The 19829-nt window shown below is 62.6% G+C and carries 18 protein-coding genes and 1 pseudogene; 8 read left to right on the top strand and 11 right to left on the bottom strand.

Annotation, left to right across the window (positions count from 1 at the left end; genetic code table 11):
* Positions 1-2 precede the first annotated feature (2 nt).
* Positions 3-1355: a 3-oxoacyl-ACP reductase gene (locus MKZ87_RS24120; protein ID WP_085703480.1), complete on the bottom strand. Its 1353-nt coding sequence runs from the start codon at positions 1353-1355 to the stop codon at positions 3-5.
* A gap of 177 nt (positions 1356-1532) precedes the next feature.
* Between MKZ87_RS24120 and MKZ87_RS24115 the strand changes: the two genes are divergently transcribed.
* On the top strand, positions 1533-2810 hold the full coding sequence (locus MKZ87_RS24115; RefSeq protein ID WP_064379268.1) for an acetyl-CoA C-acetyltransferase: 1278 nt from the start codon (positions 1533-1535) through the stop codon (positions 2808-2810).
* A gap of 47 nt (positions 2811-2857) precedes the next feature.
* Here MKZ87_RS24115 and MKZ87_RS29155 read toward each other — a convergent pair whose 3' ends face one another.
* Together MKZ87_RS29155 and MKZ87_RS29150 are read right to left on the bottom strand one after the other, a co-directional pair.
* Positions 2858-3586 carry a methyl-accepting chemotaxis protein gene (locus MKZ87_RS29155; protein WP_371320909.1) on the bottom strand — a complete coding sequence of 243 codons (729 nt, stop codon included), beginning with the start codon at positions 3584-3586 and terminating at the stop codon, positions 2858-2860.
* Positions 3587-3715: 129 nt separating this feature from the next.
* Positions 3716-4648: pseudogene (locus MKZ87_RS29150) on the bottom strand (cache domain-containing protein); the annotation flags it as partial.
* Between the two features lie 598 nt (positions 4649-5246).
* Here MKZ87_RS29150 and MKZ87_RS24105 point away from each other — a divergent pair.
* Together MKZ87_RS24105 and MKZ87_RS24100 are read left to right on the top strand one after the other, a co-directional pair.
* Positions 5247-6143 (top strand): PA4780 family RIO1-like protein kinase, encoded by an 897-nt coding sequence (locus tag MKZ87_RS24105; RefSeq protein ID WP_085700952.1) that lies wholly within the window; start codon positions 5247-5249, stop codon positions 6141-6143.
* A 56-nt stretch (positions 6144-6199) separates the two neighbouring features.
* A complete protein-coding gene (locus MKZ87_RS24100; protein WP_085703482.1) occupies positions 6200-7417 on the top strand; it encodes an MFS transporter in 1218 nt (405 codons plus the stop codon).
* Here MKZ87_RS24100 and cueR read toward each other — a convergent pair.
* From cueR to MKZ87_RS24085, 3 genes are all read right to left on the bottom strand, one after another.
* Positions 7371-7784, bottom strand: a complete 414-nt coding sequence (cueR, locus tag MKZ87_RS24095; RefSeq protein WP_085700950.1) for a Cu(I)-responsive transcriptional regulator — start codon at positions 7782-7784, stop codon at positions 7371-7373. The genes MKZ87_RS24100 and cueR overlap by 47 nt on opposite strands.
* A complete protein-coding gene (locus MKZ87_RS24090) occupies positions 7781-10174 on the bottom strand; it encodes a heavy metal translocating P-type ATPase (RefSeq protein WP_266202062.1) in 2394 nt (797 codons plus the stop codon). Before MKZ87_RS24090 ends, cueR begins: the two co-directional genes overlap by 4 nt.
* A gap of 213 nt (positions 10175-10387) precedes the next feature.
* Positions 10388-10771: a hypothetical protein gene (locus MKZ87_RS24085; RefSeq protein WP_085700948.1), complete on the bottom strand. Its 384-nt coding sequence runs from the start codon at positions 10769-10771 to the stop codon at positions 10388-10390.
* Positions 10772-10919: 148 nt separating this feature from the next.
* On the opposite strand from MKZ87_RS24085, the gene MKZ87_RS24080 reads away from it, so the two are divergent.
* Both MKZ87_RS24080 and MKZ87_RS24075 read left to right on the top strand, forming a co-directional pair.
* The gene (locus MKZ87_RS24080) at positions 10920-11117 is read left to right on the top strand and encodes a heavy-metal-associated domain-containing protein (protein WP_085700947.1); all 198 of its coding nucleotides are present in this window, start codon (positions 10920-10922) and stop codon (positions 11115-11117) included.
* 117 nt (positions 11118-11234) lie between these two features.
* Positions 11235-12437, top strand: coding sequence for a multidrug effflux MFS transporter (locus MKZ87_RS24075; RefSeq protein ID WP_266202061.1), 1203 nt, complete (start codon positions 11235-11237; stop codon positions 12435-12437).
* Between the two features lie 11 nt (positions 12438-12448).
* Here MKZ87_RS24075 and MKZ87_RS24070 read toward each other — a convergent pair whose 3' ends face one another.
* From MKZ87_RS24070 to MKZ87_RS24060, 3 genes are all read right to left on the bottom strand, one after another.
* Positions 12449-12622, bottom strand: coding sequence for a hypothetical protein (locus MKZ87_RS24070; protein ID WP_170929797.1), 174 nt, complete (start codon positions 12620-12622; stop codon positions 12449-12451).
* A gap of 166 nt (positions 12623-12788) precedes the next feature.
* Positions 12789-13802 carry a zinc-binding alcohol dehydrogenase family protein gene (locus MKZ87_RS24065; RefSeq protein WP_234206376.1) on the bottom strand — a complete coding sequence of 338 codons (1014 nt, stop codon included), beginning with the start codon at positions 13800-13802 and terminating at the stop codon, positions 12789-12791.
* Positions 13803-13834: 32 nt separating this feature from the next.
* Positions 13835-14128 (bottom strand): putative quinol monooxygenase, encoded by a 294-nt coding sequence (locus MKZ87_RS24060; protein WP_234206378.1) that lies wholly within the window; start codon positions 14126-14128, stop codon positions 13835-13837.
* Between the two features lie 117 nt (positions 14129-14245).
* Here MKZ87_RS24060 and MKZ87_RS24055 point away from each other — a divergent pair, with 117 nt between their 5' ends.
* From MKZ87_RS24055 to MKZ87_RS24045, 3 genes are all read left to right on the top strand, one after another.
* Complete coding sequence (locus MKZ87_RS24055; RefSeq protein WP_085700943.1) at positions 14246-15175, top strand: LysR family transcriptional regulator; 930 nt, start codon at positions 14246-14248, stop codon at positions 15173-15175.
* 305 nt (positions 15176-15480) lie between these two features.
* Positions 15481-16215, top strand: a complete 735-nt coding sequence (locus tag MKZ87_RS24050) for an ArsR/SmtB family transcription factor (protein ID WP_085700942.1) — start codon at positions 15481-15483, stop codon at positions 16213-16215.
* 126 nt (positions 16216-16341) lie between these two features.
* Positions 16342-17721 (top strand): MFS transporter, encoded by a 1380-nt coding sequence (locus MKZ87_RS24045; protein ID WP_234206380.1) that lies wholly within the window; start codon positions 16342-16344, stop codon positions 17719-17721.
* A gap of 49 nt (positions 17722-17770) precedes the next feature.
* Here the strand turns inward: MKZ87_RS24045 and MKZ87_RS24040 are convergent, their stop codons facing one another.
* A complete protein-coding gene (locus tag MKZ87_RS24040) occupies positions 17771-18724 on the bottom strand; it encodes an adenosine deaminase (RefSeq protein WP_007958502.1) in 954 nt (317 codons plus the stop codon).
* Between the two features lie 80 nt (positions 18725-18804).
* Positions 18805-19770 carry an isopenicillin N synthase family dioxygenase gene (locus tag MKZ87_RS24035; protein WP_266202060.1) on the bottom strand — a complete coding sequence of 322 codons (966 nt, stop codon included), beginning with the start codon at positions 19768-19770 and terminating at the stop codon, positions 18805-18807.
* Positions 19771-19829: the final 59 nt, after the last annotated feature.

Genomic DNA, 19829 nt, shown 5'->3' with positions numbered 1-19829 from the left:
GTTCAGGCCCCCAGAACGCTTTGGCCGCAGACCCGCAACGCTTGCCCGGTGAACGCGCCGGTGCCCGGTTGTGCCAGCCACGCCACGGCTTCGGCGACGTCTTGCGGCAGGCCGCCCTGGCCCAGCGAACTCATGCGCCGCCCGGCTTCGCGCAAGCCGAACGGAATGTGCGCGGTCATCTGGGTCTCGATGAAACCCGGCGCCACGGCATTGATGCTGATGCCGCGTTCCAGCAGGGTCGGCGCCCAGGCCTGAGCCAGCCCGATCAACCCGGCCTTGCTCGCCGCGTAATTGGTCTGCCCGCGATTGCCGGCAATGCCGCTGATCGACGCCAGCAGAATCACCCGCGCGTTGTCGTGCAGGGTGCCGCTGTCGAGCAGGGCCTTGGTCAGCACTTGCGGCGCGTTGAGATTGACGGCCAGCACTGCGTCCCAGAACTCGGGTGTCATGTTGGCCAGGGTCTTGTCGCGGGTGATGCCGGCGTTGTGCACCAGAATGTCGAGGCCGTCCGGCAGCTGTTTGGTCAGTTGCGCGGCGGCGTCTTCGGCGCAGATGTCGAGGGTGATGGCGCGCCCGCCGAGGCGGGCGGCCAGGGCTTCGAGATCGGTTTTTGCGGGCGGCACGTCGAGCAGGATCACCTCGGCACCGTCACGGGCCAGGGTTTCGGCGATGGAGGCACCGATGCCGCGCGCTGCCCCGGTGACCAGCGCCTTGCGCCCGGCCAATGGGCGCGTCCAGTCGGTGACTTGAGTGGCGCAGGCCGTCAGCCGGATCACTTGTCCGGAGACGAACGCGCTTTTCGGCGAGAGGAAAAAACGCAGCGGCCCTTCGAGCTGATCCTCGGCACCTTCGCCGACGTAGATCAGTTGCAAGGTGCCGCCGCTGCGCAGTTCCTTGGCCAGCGAGCGCGAGAAGCCTTCAAGTGCTCGCTGCGCGCTGGCGGCAAACGGTTCACGCAGGGTTTCCGGGGCGCGGCCGAGGATCACCAGGTGCGCGCTGCTGTCGAGGTTCTTCATCAGCGGCTGGAAGAACTCGCGCAGTTGCTTGAGCTGGTCGGTGTGCTGCAAATCGCTGGCGTCGAACACCACGGCCTTGAGTTTCGGGCCATGGCCGGGAATCCATTGGGTGGCGGCCGCAGGCTGGTCGCCGTAGCGGTAGATCGCGTCGGTCAGGCGGTTGGCAAATACACTGACCCGCTCGGCCAGTGGCCCGCCGCCGATCAGCAGTGCACCGTCCACCGGCCGCAGGCGCCCGGCCTGCCAGCGTTCCAGCCGCACCGGCGACGGCAGGCCCAGGGCCCCGACCAGACGGTGGCCGATGGACGAGTTGGCGAAGTCGATATAGCGGTCAGACATGGAACGCTCTCCAGAAGATGGGGTTCAAAGTGTGGACTGCGAAGGGCAATCAATCGTTCGATCCACGCAATAAGGCCTACGCTAGAACAGCAGAGTAGTTTGCCCTCGGCGCTTTTGTGGCCCGACGGGATTTTCAGTGCCCGATTTTCAGACTGGATATTTCACAAGGAGCATTTCATGAGTCAGCTGCGCCGCGTCGCGATCATTGGTGGCAACCGCATTCCGTTCGCCCGCTCCAACGGGCCCTATGCCACCGCGAGCAATCAGGTGATGCTCACCGCCGCCCTCGAAGGCCTGATCGAACGCTACAACCTGCACGGCCAGCGCATCGGCGAAGTGGTCGCAGGCGCGGTGCTGAAATTGTCACGGGATATGAATCTGACCCGCGAATGCGTGCTCGGCTCGCGCCTGTCACCGGCCACCCCGGCCTATGACATCCAGCAGGCCTGCGGCACCGGTCTGGAAGCCGCGCTGCTGGTGGCGAACAAGATCGCCCTCGGCCAGATCGACTGCGGCATTGCCGGCGGCGTCGACACCACGTCGGACGCGCCGATCAGCGTCAGCGAAGGCCTGCGCAAAATCCTTCTGCAAGCCAACCGCGCCAAGACCACCGGCGACAAGCTCAAGACCTTTCTGCAACTGCGTCCGAAACACCTGATCCCCGAATTCCCGCGCAACGGCGAACCGCGCACCGGCCTGTCGATGGGCGAGCACTGCGAGTTGATGGCGCAGACCTGGAACATCCCCCGCGAAGAACAGGATCAACTGGCCTTCGAAAGCCACCACAAACTGGCGGCGTCCTACAGCGAAGGCTGGCATAACGACCTGATGACCCCGTTCCTCGGCCTGACCCGCGACAACAACCTGCGTCCGGACCTGACCCTGGAAAAACTTGCGACCCTGAAACCGGCGTTCGAGAAAAGCGCCAAGGGCACCCTGACCGCCGGCAACTCCACGCCGCTGACCGATGGCGCCTCGGTGGTGTTGCTGGGCAGCGAAGAATGGGCGAAGGAGCGCGGCTTGCCGATCCTTGCGTATCTGCGCGACGGCGAGGCGGCGGCGGTGGATTTCGTCAACGGTGCCGAAGGACTTTTGATGGCGCCGGTGTACGCGGTGCCGCGGCTGTTGGCGCGCAACGGCCTGACCTTGCAGGACTTCGACTACTACGAAATCCACGAAGCATTTGCCGCACAAGTCTTGTGCACGTTGAAGGCCTGGGAAGATCCGGAGTACTGCAAGACGCGGCTGGGGCTGGACGCTCCGCTGGGATCGATTGATCGCAGCCGCTTGAACGTCAAGGGCAGCTCCCTGGCGGCGGGGCATCCGTTTGCCGCGACAGGCGGGCGGATCGTGGCGAACCTGGCGAAGTTGCTGGATGCGGCGGGGCAGGGGCGGGGGTTGATTTCGATTTGTGCGGCCGGGGGGCAAGGTGTGACGGCGATCATCGAACGCTGACAAAACAACAATCCCCTCTCCTGAAGAGAGGGGATTGCAAAGGTTACTCAGGTACGGAACCTGCGCACCAACCCATCCAGCTCATTCGACAACCCCGCCAGACTCTGCGAATCCAGCCGCGCCGAATTCGCCAGCTCCGCCACCAACTGCGCATCACCATGAATCTGGCTGATGTGCCGATTGATGTCCTCCGCCACCTGATGCTGCTCTTCCGCCGCAGTCGCGATCTGAGTGTTCATGTCACGAATCACATCCACCGACTCACGAATCTGCCCAAAGCTCTCCCGCGCCTCACCAATCCGTGCCACCGATTGCTGCGACACATCAAGACTGGCGCGCATCTGCTGGGTCACCGCGCTGGTGCGCTTCGCCAGATTGCCCAGCAGCCCGTCGATCTCAGCCGTCGAATCCGCCGTGCGTTTGGCCAATGCGCGAACCTCATCGGCGACCACCGCAAATCCGCGCCCCTGCTCACCGGCCCGCGCTGCTTCGATAGCCGCGTTGAGCGCCAGCAGGTTGGTCTGTTCGGCGATGGAGCGGATGGTGCCGAGGATCGACTGGATGTCGTTGCTGTCGCGTTCCAGTTGCTGCATCGACTGCGCCGATTGCTCCAGTTCCTGGCTCAGTTGGTCGACGCTGTGCACCGCCGCATCGATCTGCTGCTGACCTTCGCGGGCCTGGCGCTGGCCGCTGTCGGCCGACTCGGCTGCCTGGCTGCACGAGCGGGCGACTTCGTTGGCGGTGGCGACCATTTCATGGAACGCGGTCGAGACCATGTCCACCGCTTCGCGCTGGCGTCCGGCGGCTTCGGCCATATCGCCGGAGACCCGGGTCGAGCTCTGCGAAGTGGCGAGGATTTTTCCGGCCGCGCCGCCGATGTGCTGGATCAGGCTGCGGATTGCGGTGAGGAACTGGTTGAACCAGTTGGCCAGTTGCGCGGTTTCGTCGCTGCCACGGATGTCGAGGCTCTTGGTCAGGTCGCCTTCGCCCTGGGCGATACCTTCCAGACCGCTGGCCACGCTGCGGATCGGCCGCACGATAAGGCTGGCGAAACTGGCGCCGACGACCGCGAAAAATGCTGCCAGCACCGCCGCGATGATCGCGATCAGCCAGGTCAGTTGAGTGGCGGAACTCATCACTTCGTTCTGTTTGATCAGGCCGATGAAGGTCCAGCCCAATTGCTCCGACGGCCAGACGTTGGCCATGTAGCGTTCGCCGTTGAGCTCGACCTCCACCAGGCCTTTGCCGGCCTTGGCCAGTTGCGCGTAACCGTCGCCGAGGCTGTCGAGCTTCTTGAAGTTATGCTCCGGTTGCTTCGGATCGACCAGCACCGTGCCGGTGTTTTCCATCAGCATCAGGTAACCGCTTTCACCGAGCTTGATCTGTTTGACGATCTCGGTCAGTTGCTTGAGCGACACGTCAATGTTGACCACGCCACCCTGGGCGCCCAACTGGTTGGCCACTGCGCGCACGGTGCTGACCAGTACCGCGTCATCGCCGGCCCAGTAATAGGCTTCGGTGCGCAGGGTCTTGCCCGGGTTGGCCATGGCGGTCTTGTACCACGGGCGGGTACGCGGGTCGTAGTTGGCCATTTTCGGGTCGCCCGGCCAGAACGCGTAGCCGCCGCTGCTCAGTCCATAGGAAACGTAGGAGTAGGCCGGGTGGGATTTCGCCAGCCCTTCGAACAGGGCAAACAGCTGCTTGTCGATCTCGCCATCCGAGGTATCGGAGGCATTGGCGCTCATGCGACTGCGCACACTGCCGTCGGCGTTCTTGACCAAAGGCTGCGCCGCCAGGTAATCGACGTTCTGGCTGATGCCGTCGAAAAACAGCTGCATGGCGTTGCTGACCTGACGGATCTCGCGCCCGCTGCTGTCGACAAAATCGTCCCGGGCATCGCTGCGCAGGTTCAGTACCACCAGGGTGGCGACCAGCACCACGGGCAAGCAGGCGATGATTGCAAACGCCCAGGTCAACTTCTGTTTGATGTTCATCCGCGCTCCAGATTTTCTTGTAGGCCCACGCAGTGCAGATGACTCGCGGTTATTGGCAGCCGAAAAACGTATTTCTCACCCGTTTCCTTGAGTGCGACATCGAAGATTTTTTTTGAAACGATTGTCGGACAAATTCCTCTGCCTCAAAGGAATTCGGCCGCGCGCGAGGGAAATTGAGGCTGCAAAAGAAAATTAATGTGAGCGGTGTTCGGCGGGATGTCAGATTCTGTCGCAAATGCCCTCAAGGCCTGTCGCCAACAACTCCGACAGCCTCGGCTATGATTCGCAGCGGTCGATAAAGAGGCGGATCGGCCCGGTTTATCCGGCACAGTGTGTGCATCCACAGGTTCACAGGTCGGCAACCCCTCCCCGTGATGCGAGTATTGCCGTATAACGAGTGACATTCGCGTGTTTGGTAATAAAGGACCCACAATAAAAGCTGATGAAGACTCCAAAACGCATTGAACCCCTGATCGAGGACGGTCTGGTCGACGAAGTGCTGCGTCCACTCATGAGTGGCAAAGAAGCAGCTGTTTATGTGGTGCGCTGCGGCAATCAGTTACGTTGCGCAAAGGTCTACAAGGAGGCGAACAAACGCAGTTTCCGCCAGGCGGCCGAGTATCAGGAAGGCCGCAAGGTGCGCAACAGCCGACAGGCCAGGGCGATGGCCAAGGGTTCCAAATTCGGGCGCAAGGAAGCCGAGGACGCCTGGCAGAATGCCGAAGTCGCGGCGCTGTTCCGCCTGGCCAACGCCGGGGTGCGAGTGCCCAAGCCGTACGACTTCCTCGAAGGCGTGCTGCTGATGGAGCTGGTGGCCGACGAATACGGCGACGCCGCACCGCGTCTGAATGATGTGGTGCTGGAGCCGGATCAGGCTCGCGAATATCACGCGTTCCTGATTTCGCAGATCGTGCTGATGTTGTGTACCGGTCTGGTGCACGGTGACCTCTCGGAGTTCAACGTGCTGCTGACCCCGACCGGGCCGGTCATCATCGACCTGCCGCAAGCGGTGGACGCCGCCGGCAACAACCACGCGTTCAGCATGCTCGAACGTGACGTCGGCAACATGGCGGCGTACTTCGGCCGCTTCGCTCCGGAGTTGAAGAAGACCCGATACGCCAAGGAAATGTGGGCGTTGTACGAAGCCGGTACGTTGCACCCGGCCAGCGTGCTGACCGGCGAGTTCGACGATCCCGAGGACCTGGCCGATGTCGGCGGGGTGCTGCGCGAGATCGAAGCGGCGCGTCTGGATGAGGAGCGCAAGCGAGCCATCCGCGCGGCGGACGACGAGCCCAAGGGCAAGTCCGACGAACCGCCTCCGCCACCGTGGATGCAGTGAGCATCTGAAATGGGAAACCCGGCTTCGGCCGGGTTTTACACATTCAAGGATTGATTGTGAGCACCACTTCGCGCAATGCCCGGCTGATCATCACCGCGCGGCTGATTTCCGATTTCGGCGCGTTCCTCAACATGGTCGCGCTGGCCACGTATGTCTACCTGCTGAGCAACAGCGCGGTGAGCGTGGGGATCTTTCTCGCCAGTCGGGTGGGCGGGGGAATTTTCGCCAGCCTGATCGGCACCGCGTTTTATCGTCGATGCAGCGGTCGCCGGCCGTTGATTGCCTTCGATCTGCTGCGCGCCGCTGTGCTCGGTTTATTGCTGATCGTGCCGGTCAGTCAACAGGCGTTGTTGCTGCCGCTGATTGCGTTCGGTCTGGGTTTTGGCAATTCGATGTTCGCCATCGGCCTCAACAGCCAGCTTGCGCGATTGATCGAGCCTGCGCAGTTGCTCAAGACCAATGCCTGGATCACGTCCGCCTCCTCCATGGCGATGGTCGTCGGCAGTCTGGTGTCCGGGTTGCTGGTTGCAGGGTTTGGCTTTGAAACGGTGTTTGCGCTGAACGCGCTGACCTATCTGTTGGCGGCGCTGTTGATTGCGCCATTGCGGTTCAGCGCACCGGAGCCGGTGGCCGAATCCAGCGCCAGACAGGGTGAGTGGTCGGCGTTGTTGCAAGGCCTGCGCAGTGCCCCGGTGGTGGCCGCGATGCTGGCGGTGACCATGGCCGACACCCTTGGCAGCGCTGCGCACAACGTCGGTTTTCCGATCATTTCCAGACTGCTGACACCGGACGCGGCGAGCACCACGCTGGGCCTGATGCTCGCGGTGTGGGCCGCCGGCAAACTGCTCGGTGCGCGGATTGCCAGTCGCCTGAACGGCTCGGAAAACATCCATCTGGAGCGTCGCTATTTCGGCGGCGTGTTGTTGATGTCCTGCGGCTTCATCCTGATGTTCCAGCAGCACAGCGTCATCGGTCTGTTGCTGTTTTCGCTGCCGGCCGGATTGGGTGACGGGTTCTCGGAAGTCTGCCTGATGTCACGGCTGCAACGGGAGCCGGAGCCTTTGCGCCTGCCGATCTTCAGTTTCCTGACACTGTTGCAGATGACCGGGTTCGGCGTCGGCATGCTGATCGCCGCACCGTTCTATGAGTGGTGGGCGCCGGGGGCCGTGGTGTTGCTGTTCCACGGCATTCCCCTCGCCACGGTGCTGTCGATGAAAGCCCTGATGCTCAGGCGCGAGCGGGTTGCGCGCAGCAGCCCGACGCGAGTTCCTTGAGGATCGGGCAGTCCGGGCGGTGGTCGCCGTGGCAGTGTTCGACCAGATCCTGCAGGGTGTCGCGCAGTTCGCCGAGTTCGCGGATCTTTTGATTCAGCTCGTCGATGTGCTGGCGGGCCAGAGCCTTCACATCGGCGCTGGCGCGCTGGCGGTCCTGCCAGAGCATCAGCAACTTGCCGACTTCCTCCAGCGAAAATCCCAGGTCCCGCGAGCGCTTGATGAACGCCAGCGTGTGCAGGTCATCGTCGCCGTAGATGCGATAGCCACTGTCGGTGCGATGGGCAGCCTTGAGCAGACCGATCGACTCGTAATACCGGATCATTTTCGCGCTCAGGCCACTGTGGCGGGCCGCTTGGCCGATGTTCATCGGTTGTCCTCCAGATCCTCGGGTTTCCAGGTTTTCAACAGTAGCGCATTGCTCACCACGCTGACGCTCGACAGGGCCATCGCCGCACCGGCCAGCACCGGATTGAGAAAGCCGAACGCCGCCAGCGGGATGCCGATCAGGTTATAGACGAAGGCCCAGAACAGGTTCTGGCGGATCTTCGCGTAAGTCTTGCGGCTGATTTCCAGCGCCGCCGGCACCAGTCGCGGATCGCCGCGCATCAGGGTGATGCCGGCGGCGTGCATGGCCACGTCGGTGCCGCCGCCCATGGCGATGCCGATATCGGCAGCGGCCAGCGCGGGGGCGTCGTTGATGCCGTCGCCGACCATGGCCACGACCCCGTTTTTTTTCAGCTCGGCGACGGTGGCGGCTTTTTCCGCCGGCAGCACTTCGGCGTGGACGTTTTCGATGCCCAGCGCTTCGGCAACGACGCGAGCGCTGCCACGGTTGTCGCCGGTCAGCAGGTGGCTGTGGATGTGCTGCGCCGCCAGTTGTTGCACCGCGTGCAGCGCGCCGGGCTTGAGGGTGTCGCCGAAGGCGAACAGACCGAGCACGCGGGGCTCGGGGCTTTGCTCGATCAGCCAGGACAGTGTGCGGCCTTCGGTTTCCCAGGCCTTCGCGGGCTCGCTCAGGTTTCCGGCGTTCAGACCGCTTTCCTCCAGCAAGCGACGGTTGCCCAGCGCCAGGCGTCGGCCGTCGAGGCTGCCGGCGATGCCGCGTCCGGTCAGGGACTGGCTGTCGCTCACGTCCGGTACGTTCAGGCTGCGTTCGGCGCAGGCATCCAGCACCGCTTTGGCCAGCGGATGTTCGCTGCCGCGTTGCAGCGCGCCGGCCGCTGTCAGCAGGGCGTTTTCGTTACCGTCGATTGCACTGAAATGCGCAATGCGCGGCGTGCCGGAGGTCAGAGTTCCAGTCTTGTCGAACACCACGGCGCTGACTTCATGGGCGCGCTCCAGAGCTTCGGCGTCCTTGATCAAAATCCCGTGCCGCGCGGCCACGCCAGTGCCGGCCATGATGGCGGTCGGTGTCGCCAGGCCGAGGGCGCAAGGACAGGCGATAACCAGTACCGCGACGGCGTTGATCAGCGCGGTTTCCAGTGGTGCGCCATACAACCACCAGCCGATCAACGTGGCCAGGGCCAGCAGCAGAACCGTCGGCACAAACACCTGGCTGACTTTATCCACCAGTTTCTGGATCGGTGCTTTCGCGGCCTGGGCGTCCTCCACCAGACGGATGATCCGCGCCAGTACGCTTTCCGCGCCGAGCGCCGTGGTGCTTACCAGCAAGCGGCCTTCGCCGTTGATCGCACCGCCGGTGACCTTGTCGCCCGGTTGCTTGGGCACCGGCAGGCTTTCGCCGCTGATCAGCGCTTCGTCGGCGTGGCTCTGGCCTTCCAGCACTTCGCCGTCCACCGGGAAACGTTCGCCGGGTTTGACCAATACCCGATCGCCAAGGCGTAGAGCGCTGATGGCAACGTCCTGTTCACGGCCATCGATGATTTGAATCGCCCGTTCTGGCCGCAACGCTTCCAGTGCGCGGATGGCGCTGGCGGTCTGGCGTTTGGCGCGGCTTTCCAGGTATTTGCCGAGCAGTACCAGCGCGATGACCACTGCCGAGGCCTCGAAATACAGATGCGGCATGCGCCCGGCAGCGTTTGCCCATTCATAGAGACTCAGGCCATAACCGGCGCTGGTGCCCAGCGCTACCAGCAAGTCCATGTTGCCGGCTCCGGCGCGCACGGCTTTCCAAGCGGCCACATAGAACCGCGCACCGAAGATGAACTGCACCGGGGTCGCGAGGGCGAACTGCGCCCAGGCCGGCAGCATCCAGTGAATGCCGAACGGTTGCAGCAACATCGGCAGCACCAGCGGCAAGGCGAGGGCGATGGCGCAGATCAGCGCCCAGCGCTCATGGTTCAGGCGTTGCTGGCGATTATCAGATTGAGGGTGTTCAAGTTCGAAGAGGCTGGCCGAATAACCGGCCTTGTTCACGGCGGCGATCAGGGTTTGCGGGTCGACCGCGCCGAGCAATTCAAGATGAGCGCGCTCATTGGCGAGGTTGACGCTGACGCTTTTCACCCCCGCAACCTTGTTCAGGGCGCGTTCGACACGACCCACGCAGGACGCGCAGGTCATGCCGTCGATGTTCAATTCCACGGTGTGCTGCGGCACGCTGTAACCGGCGCGTTCGACTGCCTCGACCAGCGCCGGCAGACTGTCGCCGGGGGCCTGCACCCTGGCCTGCTCGGTGGCGAGGTTGACGCTGACGGCACTGGCGCCGCTGACTTTGCTCAGCGCCCGCTCGACACGGCCGGCGCAACTGGCGCAGGTCATGCCGCTGATGGGCAGATCAAACGTGATGGAATCGGACATCGGTCGTACTCCCTGTAGTGGATGACTACAGGATCAACCTTGCCATGCTGGCAAGGTCAAGCACCAGTTTCCGCTACCGGCTGCTCGCTTGTTCGCCTGATCGTTCCCACGCTCCGCGTGGGAATGCAGCCGGGGACGCTCTGCGTCCCAAAGCGTGACGCAGAGCGTCACAAGAGGCATTCCCACGCAGAGCGTGGGAACGAGCGGCAGGCCTTAGTAACCGAGGCCGGTCGGCTTGAGGTACATGCCTTCCGCATTCATCGCGATGCGGAATTTCAGGATGTCGCCGGCATGCAGTTTGATCTCCTGCGAACCTGGCGCGAGCATGCCCGGGTTGCAACCCGGCATTTGCCCCGGCAGCAGTTTCAGGCGCAGCGAAACGTTGCCCGGCGGCAAGTTGAACGAGGTGCTTTGCTCCTGGAACAGGCGCGCCGACAGTTGATCCTGGATGTACACGCCGATTTCGCACGAGGTCGCAACTTCCAGGCGCTCGCGGGAAATGATCAGCACCCCGTAATCTTCCCCGGCGGCATGCACCGAAGGGATCGCGGCAAAGAGGCTGAGTAAGCCAAACAGGCTGAAAGCTGACCAGCGCATGGCTGAATCTCCTGAATTCATGTCATTGATGCACGCAGCTTGGCCGAGCGCGGCGCCGATTGCCAGCCCGGCAGTTTTTTGCAGAACTTGACCTTGCCATTGTGGCAAGCCCGAGACTGCCGGCAACCTCACTCAAAGGAGTCATTCCATGCAAGTGTTCACTGTTGAAGGCATGTCCTGCGGTCACTGTGTCAAAGCTGTCACCCAGGCGGTGCAGAGCAAGGATCCGACCGCCAGCGTGCGGGTCGATCTGGCGGCGAAGGAAGTCGGCGTCGAAAGTGCGCTGAGCGCCGAGCAAGTGATCGAGGCGATCAGCGAAGAAGGTTATGCGATCAAACTCGCCTGATCTTTTTAATAGTTAGCGAGCTACCGGAATGTTCAAGGCGTCCTCGCGCGGCTAGACTGTCGGGCTGCATAGTCAGTCCGACTGCCCAACCCAACCGCCGCCCGAACTGGACGCCTGATGAACTTCCGTACCCTTCTGATTCTCGGTGCCCTGACCGCTTTCGGTCCGTTGGCGATCGACTTCTATCTACCCGCCTTTCCAACCATGGCGCTGGCGTTCGGCACGGATGAGAAACACGTCCAGCTGACGCTGTCGGCTTACTTTTTCGGCCTGTCCATCGGCCAACTGGCTTACGGGCCGTTGGCGGATCGCTTCGGTCGGCGGATTCCGCTGCTCATTGGTCTGACGCTGTTCACGCTGGCGTCAGTGGCCTGCGCCTACGCACCGAATCTGGAATGGCTGATCGGCGCGCGGCTCTTGCAGGCGCTGGGCGGCTGTGCGGGGATGGTGATTGCCCGAGCGGTGGTCAGCGACAAATGCGATGCGGTGGGCTCGGCGAAAGTCTTCTCGCAACTGATGCTGGTGATGGGGCTGGCACCGATTCTGGCGCCGATGCTCGGCGGCCTGCTGGTGAACACGTCGGGATGGCAGTCGATCTTCCTGGTGCTGACCGGTTTCAGTGCCTTGGCCGGACTGGCGGTAGCCCTCGGCCTGCCGGAAAGTCTGCCGGCGCATGTTCCGCGTCAGCCGTTGTCTGGCGCCCTGCGTCAGTACGGCCGGTTGCTGACCGATCCGGTCTACATGGGCCATGCCCTGACCGGCGGCATCGCCATCGCCGGGATGTTTGCCTACATCGCCGGTTCCCCGTTCATTTTCATCAAATTGTATGGCGTTCCCGCCGAGCACTTCGGCTGGCTGTTCGGTACCAACGCGGCCGGGTTCATTCTGGTGGCGCAGGTCAATGCGCGGCTGCTGGCCAAACGTGGCCCGGCCTTCCTGCTGTCGCGGGCGGTCTGGGTTTACCTGTGTGCCGGGCTGACGCTGCTTGCGGTCAGCGCCTTGCACGCCGAGGCGCTGTGGCCATTGCTGATTCCGTTGTTCATCTGCGTGGCCAGCCTTGGTTGCATCAGCCCCAATGCGGCAGCGTGTGCAATGAACGGGCAGGGTGGTCGCGCCGGCAGTGCTTCAGCCTTGCTCGGCAGCCTGCAATTCAGTGTCGCCGCCGGGGCTTCGGCGCTGGTGGGGATCCTGCACGATGGCACCGCGGTGCCGATGGCCACTGTCATCAGCCTGTGTGGTCTGCTGGTGGTGTGTGCAGCGATGCTTACCCGGCGCATACAGAATGCCCGGGCGCTGGCAAAGGCGCAGGCTGAAATCTGAAGTCGAAAGCCTCAGCCGACAGCGCGCTGCTGGTCGGGGTCGGGAATCTGATGGGGCGCGCGCAGACGCGCTTCGAGGGTGCGAGTGAAGGCGCGAGCTTCGGCCTCACTGCGGAAGGTCACGGCGTGCTGGTCGAGACGAACTTGCCACTGGGACTTTGCCACTTCTTTTATCAGGATCTTCATTGCTGACCTCCCGTACGTAAAAGATTGCATCGCAGAGGACTCGAGTGTAGTCCTGAATACGATCGCAATTGTGACAAGGGTCAAGCATCTGACTGACGGCAAAAAAACACCGCAGCCCCCGAGCCAGCCACATCAGAGGCTGAAGAAGGCTGCGGTCTTCCGAGTTTTAGAAACCTTCTAAAACAATTTTCCCCTTGGCCTTGCCGCTTTCCAGCAACTCATGGGCGCGGCGCAGGTTGCTTGCGTTGATCGTGCCGAAGTGCTCGCCGACCGTGGTTTTCAAGGTCCCGCTGTCGATCAGCCCGGCCACCCGGTTGAGCAGTTTGTGCTGCTCGATCATGTCCGCGGTTTCGAACAGCGAGCGGGTGTACATGAACTCCCAGTGCAGCGACAGGCTCTTGCGCTTGAGCTTGGTCACGTCCAGCGCCTTCGGATCATCGATCAGCGCCAGCTTGCCTTGCGGTGCCAGGGCTTCGACCAGCTGGTCCAGGTGCTGGTCGGTCTGGGTCAGGCTGGCGACGTGGGTCACGTGGGCGACACCGGCGCGTTTCAGCTCTTCGCTCAACGGCTGGCTGTGATCGATCACCCGATCAGCGCCCAGTTCGGTCACCCAGTCGCGGGTCTCCGGGCGGGAGGCGGTGCCGATCACCTTGAGCCCGGTCAACTGGCTGGCGAGTTGGGTGAGGATCGAACCGACGCCGCCGGCCGCGCCGACGATCAGCAGGCTCTGGCCTTCATCGGTATTGCCTTCGCGAATCTGCAGGCGTTCAAACAACAACTCCCAAGCCGTGATCGCCGTCAGCGGCAGGGCAGCAGCTTCGGCGAAACCGAGGGTTTTCGGCATATGGCCGACGATCCGCTCATCCACCACGTGCAGTTCGCTGTTGCCACCGGCCCGGGCGATGGAACCGGCGTAGAACACCTTGTCGCCGGCCTTGAACAGGGTCACTTCACTGCCGACGGCCTTGACCACACCGGCCACGTCCCAGCCCAGTACCTTGGCGGCGCCGCCTTCGGGCGCGACGTTCTGGCGAACCTTGGTGTCGACCGGGTTGACCGAAATCGCTTTGACTTCTACCAGCAGGTCGCGGGGGCCCGCTACCGGTTCCGGCAATTCGATGTCTTGCAGGGATTTTTCGTCGCTGATCGGGAGCGAGGCGTAATAGGCGATGGCTTTCATGGAAATCTCCAACATTGAATATAAGGAAGGCTTCAGGCGATGACGCGCAGGCGCTTGAGTTCGAAGTGTTCGAGGAACGCCTCGGCCTGGCTGCGAAAGTGCTGGATATGGGCGCTGGCATCGTGAGCCTGCAGGGCTTCGTCGCTGGCCCACTGCTCGATCATGTAGAAGGCCAGCGGATTGGCCAGGTCCTGGTGCAGTTCGTATTGACCGCAACCGGCTTCGGCGCGGGTCGGCTCGATCAGAGCGCGCAGGTGCTGTTCGAGGGCCTCCTGCTGGCCAGGTCGGGCGATCAGGGTGGCGATGGCGGTGAAAGGCTGGGACATGTTCGACTCCGGGACAGGATGAATTCGATGGATGGCATGATTGGCTATTTCTGCGGGAGATAAAACCGGCTAAAAGAGCAGTCTCTTTCAATATTTTTTTGATAATCGGGGCTGAGGATGCTGCGTTTCGATGACTTGCAGTTGTTTGTTCGGGCGGCGGATCTGGGCAGCCTGTCGGCGGCGGCGCGGGTGATGGACATGTCCGCCGCCGTGGCCAGTGCTGCGCTCAAACGGATCGAGCAGCAATTGGGCGCGCGGCTGTTGGCGCGCTCCACTCGTAGCCTGCGGCTGACGGCCGAAGGTGAAGGGTTTCTCGAATACGCCCGGGCGGCGCTGAGCAATCTCGATGAAGGCCGCCGCCTGCTGGCCAGCGGGCAGGATCAGGTCAGCGGGATTCTGCAGCTGTCGGCGCCCTCCGACTTCGGGCGCAATCTGCTGTTGCCGTGGCTCGATGATTTTCAGCGTGAACACCCGAAGCTGACGGTGCGCCTGTTGCTGGGCGACCGCATCGCTGACCTGTTTCGCCAGCCGGTGGACATCGCCTTGCGCTATGGCGAGCCGGAGGATTCGAGCCTGGTGGCGTTGCCGATTGCCCCGCACAACCGACGGGTGCTGTGCGCATCGCCCGCCTACCTGGCCCGGCACGGCGAGCCGCTGCATCTGGAACAGCTCGCTCAGCACAACTGCCTGCTTTATATGCTCGGTGGCCGGGTGCACGACCATTGGAGTTTCCACGACGGCAAGCGTGAAGTCGGCCTGACGGTCAGTGGCGACCGCTTCAGTGACGATGCCGATGTGGTACGCCTGTGGGCGGTGGCGGGAGCCGGCATCGCCTACAAGTCGTGGCTCGATGTGGCCGGTGATGTGCTGGCGGGGCGGCTGAAAGTGCTGCTGCCGGAGCTGCTCTGCGAACGCGCTCCGCTGAATCTGCTGTGCGCCCATCGCGCACAATTGAGTAAGCCAGTGAACCTTCTGAGGGAAATGCTCGCCAGCCGTTGCGCCGAATTGGGTAGCCGTTTTCCCGTTTTCCAGAAGTCTGACCATTAGTCGCAGGTAAATAGCGAAATTTCTCTCAGGAACAATCACCAGCCACGGGCACTCCGGCGCAGGACGCCGCGAGCAACCCGCTTATACTAACGGCCGCCTGATGCCCGCACCAAAAGGCCGATGCGAGAACGATCAGACCGCAACCGGCCGGGTAGGGGCGAGGGTCGCGACAGTGCTGCGGTTTCCTTGCTGCGGCGCGCTGCCTCGCTTCGGCTCAAGGTATTTTGCGCGCCTTGGCCGACGACTGATTACTGGTCAAGATGTCTATGAGCTGTAGACGATACGATTCAACAGGGAGTGAATAGATGGAACATGCACCTTGCATCAGCCAGATCGCCACGTTGCTGGCCGATCCCAAACGCAGCGCAATGATGTGGGCGCTCATGGATGGCTCGGCGCGGCAGACCGAGGAACTGGCGTTGCTGGCGGGGCTTTCGCCGTCATCGGCCAGTGCGCATCTGGGGCGCTTGTCCGCTGGCGGTCTGTTGAAGGTCGAGGCGCGCGGTCGCAAACGCTTCTTCCGCCTGGCGGCTCCCGAAATCGGCGCGGCCATCGAAGCGCTCGCCAGCGCCACGTTGGCCAGCGCTCCGCGAGAAATCCCCGAAGTGTTCAAGCGTGCCTCGCCGGTCGTCAGACCCCAGGCGGCTCCTTCATCACTGCTGCGCGCACGGTTTTGTGACGACCATCTGGGCGGAACGCTGGCCGCCGACCTGTACCAGCGCCTGCTTGATGCCGGATGGATCGAACAGCTTGAGCATCGAGTGGTAGTCACGCATAAAGGCTCGACACAATTGGCCGGGCGCGGCGTTTATATCCAGGCGCTGGCCCACCGCAATGCCCAGGTGGCGTGCGCCTGTCCGGACTGGAGCGAACGTCGCCCGCACATGGGTGGCTCGCTGGGAGCGGCGTTGCTGCAGTTGTTCATGCAGTCGGGCTGGCTGGTGCTGCCCAACGATTCCCGCGCCTTGCAACTGACGGCGGCGGGCCAGCGGGAAATTCATCGATTTGCCTGTGAAACCGAGCTGGAAATGGCGTTGTAGAGCGCTTTCCTCCACTGATTTGCTAGCAAACGTCGCCAGCGGCTGCGAACACGTCGCATCTGGCACAGGCGCGTCACCGCTATCGCGCACACTCGATCCGGGGACTTTTCGGATTGAGGAGGTGGCATGGACACGGGAAACTTCAGCGCGGCAGATCGACTGGAGCGTCTGCCAGTCAGCGGTTATCACCGGATCATCTTCATCATCATCGCCCTGGCGTTTTTCTTCGACTCCATGGATCTGGCGATGATGACCTTCCTGCTCGGCTCGATCAAAGCCGAGTTCGGCCTGAGCAGTGCGCAGGCTGGTCTACTGGCCAGTTCGAGTTTTTTCGGCATGGTGCTGGGGGCGTCGCTGTCCGGACTGCTGGCTGATCGGTTCGGTCGCAAACCGGTGTTCCAATGGAGCATCGTCTTGTGGGGGCTGGCCAGTTACCTGTGTTCCACGGCGCAGACGGTCGAGAGCCTGACGCTGTTTCGCATTCTGCTGGGGATAGGCATGGGCATGGAGTTTCCGATTGCCCAGTCCATGTTGTCGGAGTTGATCCCCGCGCAGCGTCGGGGTCGTTACATTGCCTTGATGGACGGTTTCTGGCCGCTCGGTTTCGTGGCTGCCGGGGTACTGTCGTATTTCCTGCTGCCGTTGATTGGCTGGCGCGACATCTTCCTGGTGTTGGCGGTGCCGGCGGTGTTCGTGCTGGCGATCCGCTTTTTCATTCCCGAGTCGCCGCGCTGGCTGGAACAGGCCGGCAAGCATGACGCGGCGGACAAGGTTTTGCGCGGGATCGAAGCGCGGGTACAGGCCTCACTCGGCGGTGCTGCATTGCCGGAGCCGGTTCGTCTGCCACGAAGCATGACCCCTCCGGGCCATTTCCTTTCGGCGCTCAAGCAGATCTGGTCACCGTTGTATCGCCAGCGCACGACGATGATCTGGAGCCTGTGGTTCTTCGCGTTGCTCGGCTTCTACGGCCTGACCTCGTGGCTCAGTGCGTTGTTGCAACAATCGGGTTTTGCCGTGACCCAGTCGGTGTATTACACGGTGCTGATTTCCCTCGGCGGGATTCCTGGCTTCCTGATGGCCGCCTGGCTGGTGGAGCGTTGGGGGCGCAAGCCGGTGTGCATCGTCACGTTGCTCGGCGGCGGGGTGATGGCGTTTCTTTACGGACAAAGCGCGGTATTTGGCGGCAACGTGGCGCTGCTGATCGGCACGGGCCTGTTGATGCAGTTTTTCCTGTTCGGCATGTGGGCGGTGCTCTACACCTACACACCGGAACTCTATCCGACCTCGGCGCGGGCAACGGGCTCGGGGTTTGCTTCGGCCATCGGACGCGTCGGTTCGCTGCTCGGGCCGTTGGTCACCGGGCTGGTGTTCCCGATCACCGGGCAGGGCGGGGTGTTTGCGCTGGGTGCGTTGTGCTTTGCGATCGCGGCGGCAGTGGTGTGGCTGTTCGGGATGGAGACCCGCGGCAAGACGCTGGAAGAGCTGACCGAAGCGGTCGTGCGCTGAGAACTGAAAAGCCGTTCGAACACGGGCATGTTCGAACGGCTTTGTGCCTTTACGGTTTTACCAATCGCGCATCCAGACTGTTCTGCGCCAGGCGTTTGGCCTGATCCTGGGTCATGCCCAGGTGGGTGTGCAGCGCATGGAAGTTCTCGGTCACGTAACCACCGAAGTACGCCGGGTCATCGGAATTCACCGTGACCTTCACGCCGCGCTCGAGCATGTCGAGGATGTTGTGCTGCGACATGTGATCGAACACGCAGAGCTTGGTGTTCGACAGCGGGCACACGGTCAGCGGGATCTGCTCGTCGATGATTCGCTGCATCAGGCGCTCGTCTTCGATGGCGCGTACGCCGTGGTCGATGCGCTGGATTTTCAGCAGGTCGATGGCTTCCCAGATGTACTCCGGCGGGCCTTCCTCACCGGCATGGGCGACGGTGAGGAAGCCTTCGTGACGGGCACGGTCGAACACGCGCTGGAACTTGCTCGGCGGGTGACCCATCTCGGAACTGTCCAGGCCCACCGCAACGAATGCATCGCGGAACGGCAGCGCCTGGTCGAGGGTTTTCTGTGCTTCGTCTTCGCTCAGGTGGCGCAGGAAACTCAGGATCAAGCCGCTGGTGATGCCCAGCTGCTGCTCGCCATCCTTCAGCGCGGCGGCGATGCCGTTGAGCACCACTTCGAACGGGATGCCGCGGTCGGTGTGGGTCTGCGGATCGAAGAACGGCTCGGTGTGAATCACGTTCTGTTCTTTGCAGCGCAGCAGATAGGCCCAGGTCAGGTCGTAGAAATCCTGGGAGGTGCGCAGCACGTCGGCGCCCTGGTAATACAGGTCGAGAAATTCCTGCAGGTTGTTGAAGGCGTAAGCCTTGCGCAGGGTTTCAACGTCGCTCCACGGCAGGGCGATCTTGTTGCGTTCGGCCAGGGCGAACAGCAGCTCGGGCTCCAGCGAGCCTTCGAGGTGCAGGTGCAGTTCGGCTTTGGGCAGGGCGTTGAGCCAGTCGTACATATTCTTTTCTCATCAGGTGCAATGACGGCATTCTACAGATGCGCGCCGAAACAATTGGCAAAACCTGACCAACCGATCCATCACACCGCTTCCTGCTCCCGTCGATAGGCGTAGGTATCGGCGAAGCGCGACAGCAGGAACTCGGCGCAGGTGGTGGTCGGATATTTCGCCGGATGCTGTGCGTCCTGGCAACCGGGCAGGCACTCGATGCGGGTATCCGGATGCGGCTCGGCGAAGAACGGCATCGAGTAGCGATCCACGCCGAGCGGGCTGACGACCCGGTGCGGGGTCGAGCGATAACGGTCGTTGCTCCAGCGCGCCATCATGTCGCCGAGGTTGACCACAAAGGTACCTTCGATGGGCGGTGCGTCGATCCACTGGCCTTTGACGTTTTTCACCTGCAAGCCACCGGCCGCGTCCTGATACAACAAAGTGATGCAGCCGTAATCGGTGTGCGCGCCGGCACCTTGCTGCTCGGCGGAACTGGCGGTGTGGCGCGGCGGGTAGTGGATCATTCGCAGCACGCTGACCGGTTCATTGAAGCGAGTGTCGAAGAAGTCGCGCTCGATGCCCAGCGCCAGAGTCATGGCCCGCAACAGGGTTTGCGCGAGTGCCTGCATGTCGAGGTAGTGCTGCTCCATCAGCGCTTCCCAGCCGGGCATCGCTGGATGACGGTTGGGGCCGCGCAAGGGTTTTTCCGCCAGCACCTCGGGATGATCGGCCGGCAGGTGCAGGCCCATGTCGAAGGTTTCCTTGAGGTCGCTGGGTTTGTCCGGGTTGAGTTGTTCGGTGGCAATGGCGCCGTAGCCGCGATGATGGACGGTCCGGGTGATGTCGATCTTGAGTTTTTCTTCTGCCGGTTGCGCAAAGAAGCGCTGCGCGTAATCAAGCAGGGCGGCGATGCGCTGCGCAGAAATCGGATGACCCTTGATGTAGAAAAAGCCCCATTCGCGGCAGGCGTGGTCGATCTGTTCGGCGACGGCGGGCCAGGCGTTCTGGTCGTTGGAGTAAAGCGGCGAGATATCGATGATCGGGAGTTGGTTCATTTCGAATGCTCTTTATTGATCGTTCCGACGCAGAGCGTGGGAACGATCAGGGTCAGGTC

It is taken from the genome of Pseudomonas sp. MCal1 (genome assembly GCF_026341415.1).
Taxonomy (GTDB): Bacteria; Pseudomonadota; Gammaproteobacteria; order Pseudomonadales; family Pseudomonadaceae; genus Aquipseudomonas.
Note: the sequence above shows the minus strand (reverse complement) of the source record. Positions and strands in the feature narration are given on the sequence as shown.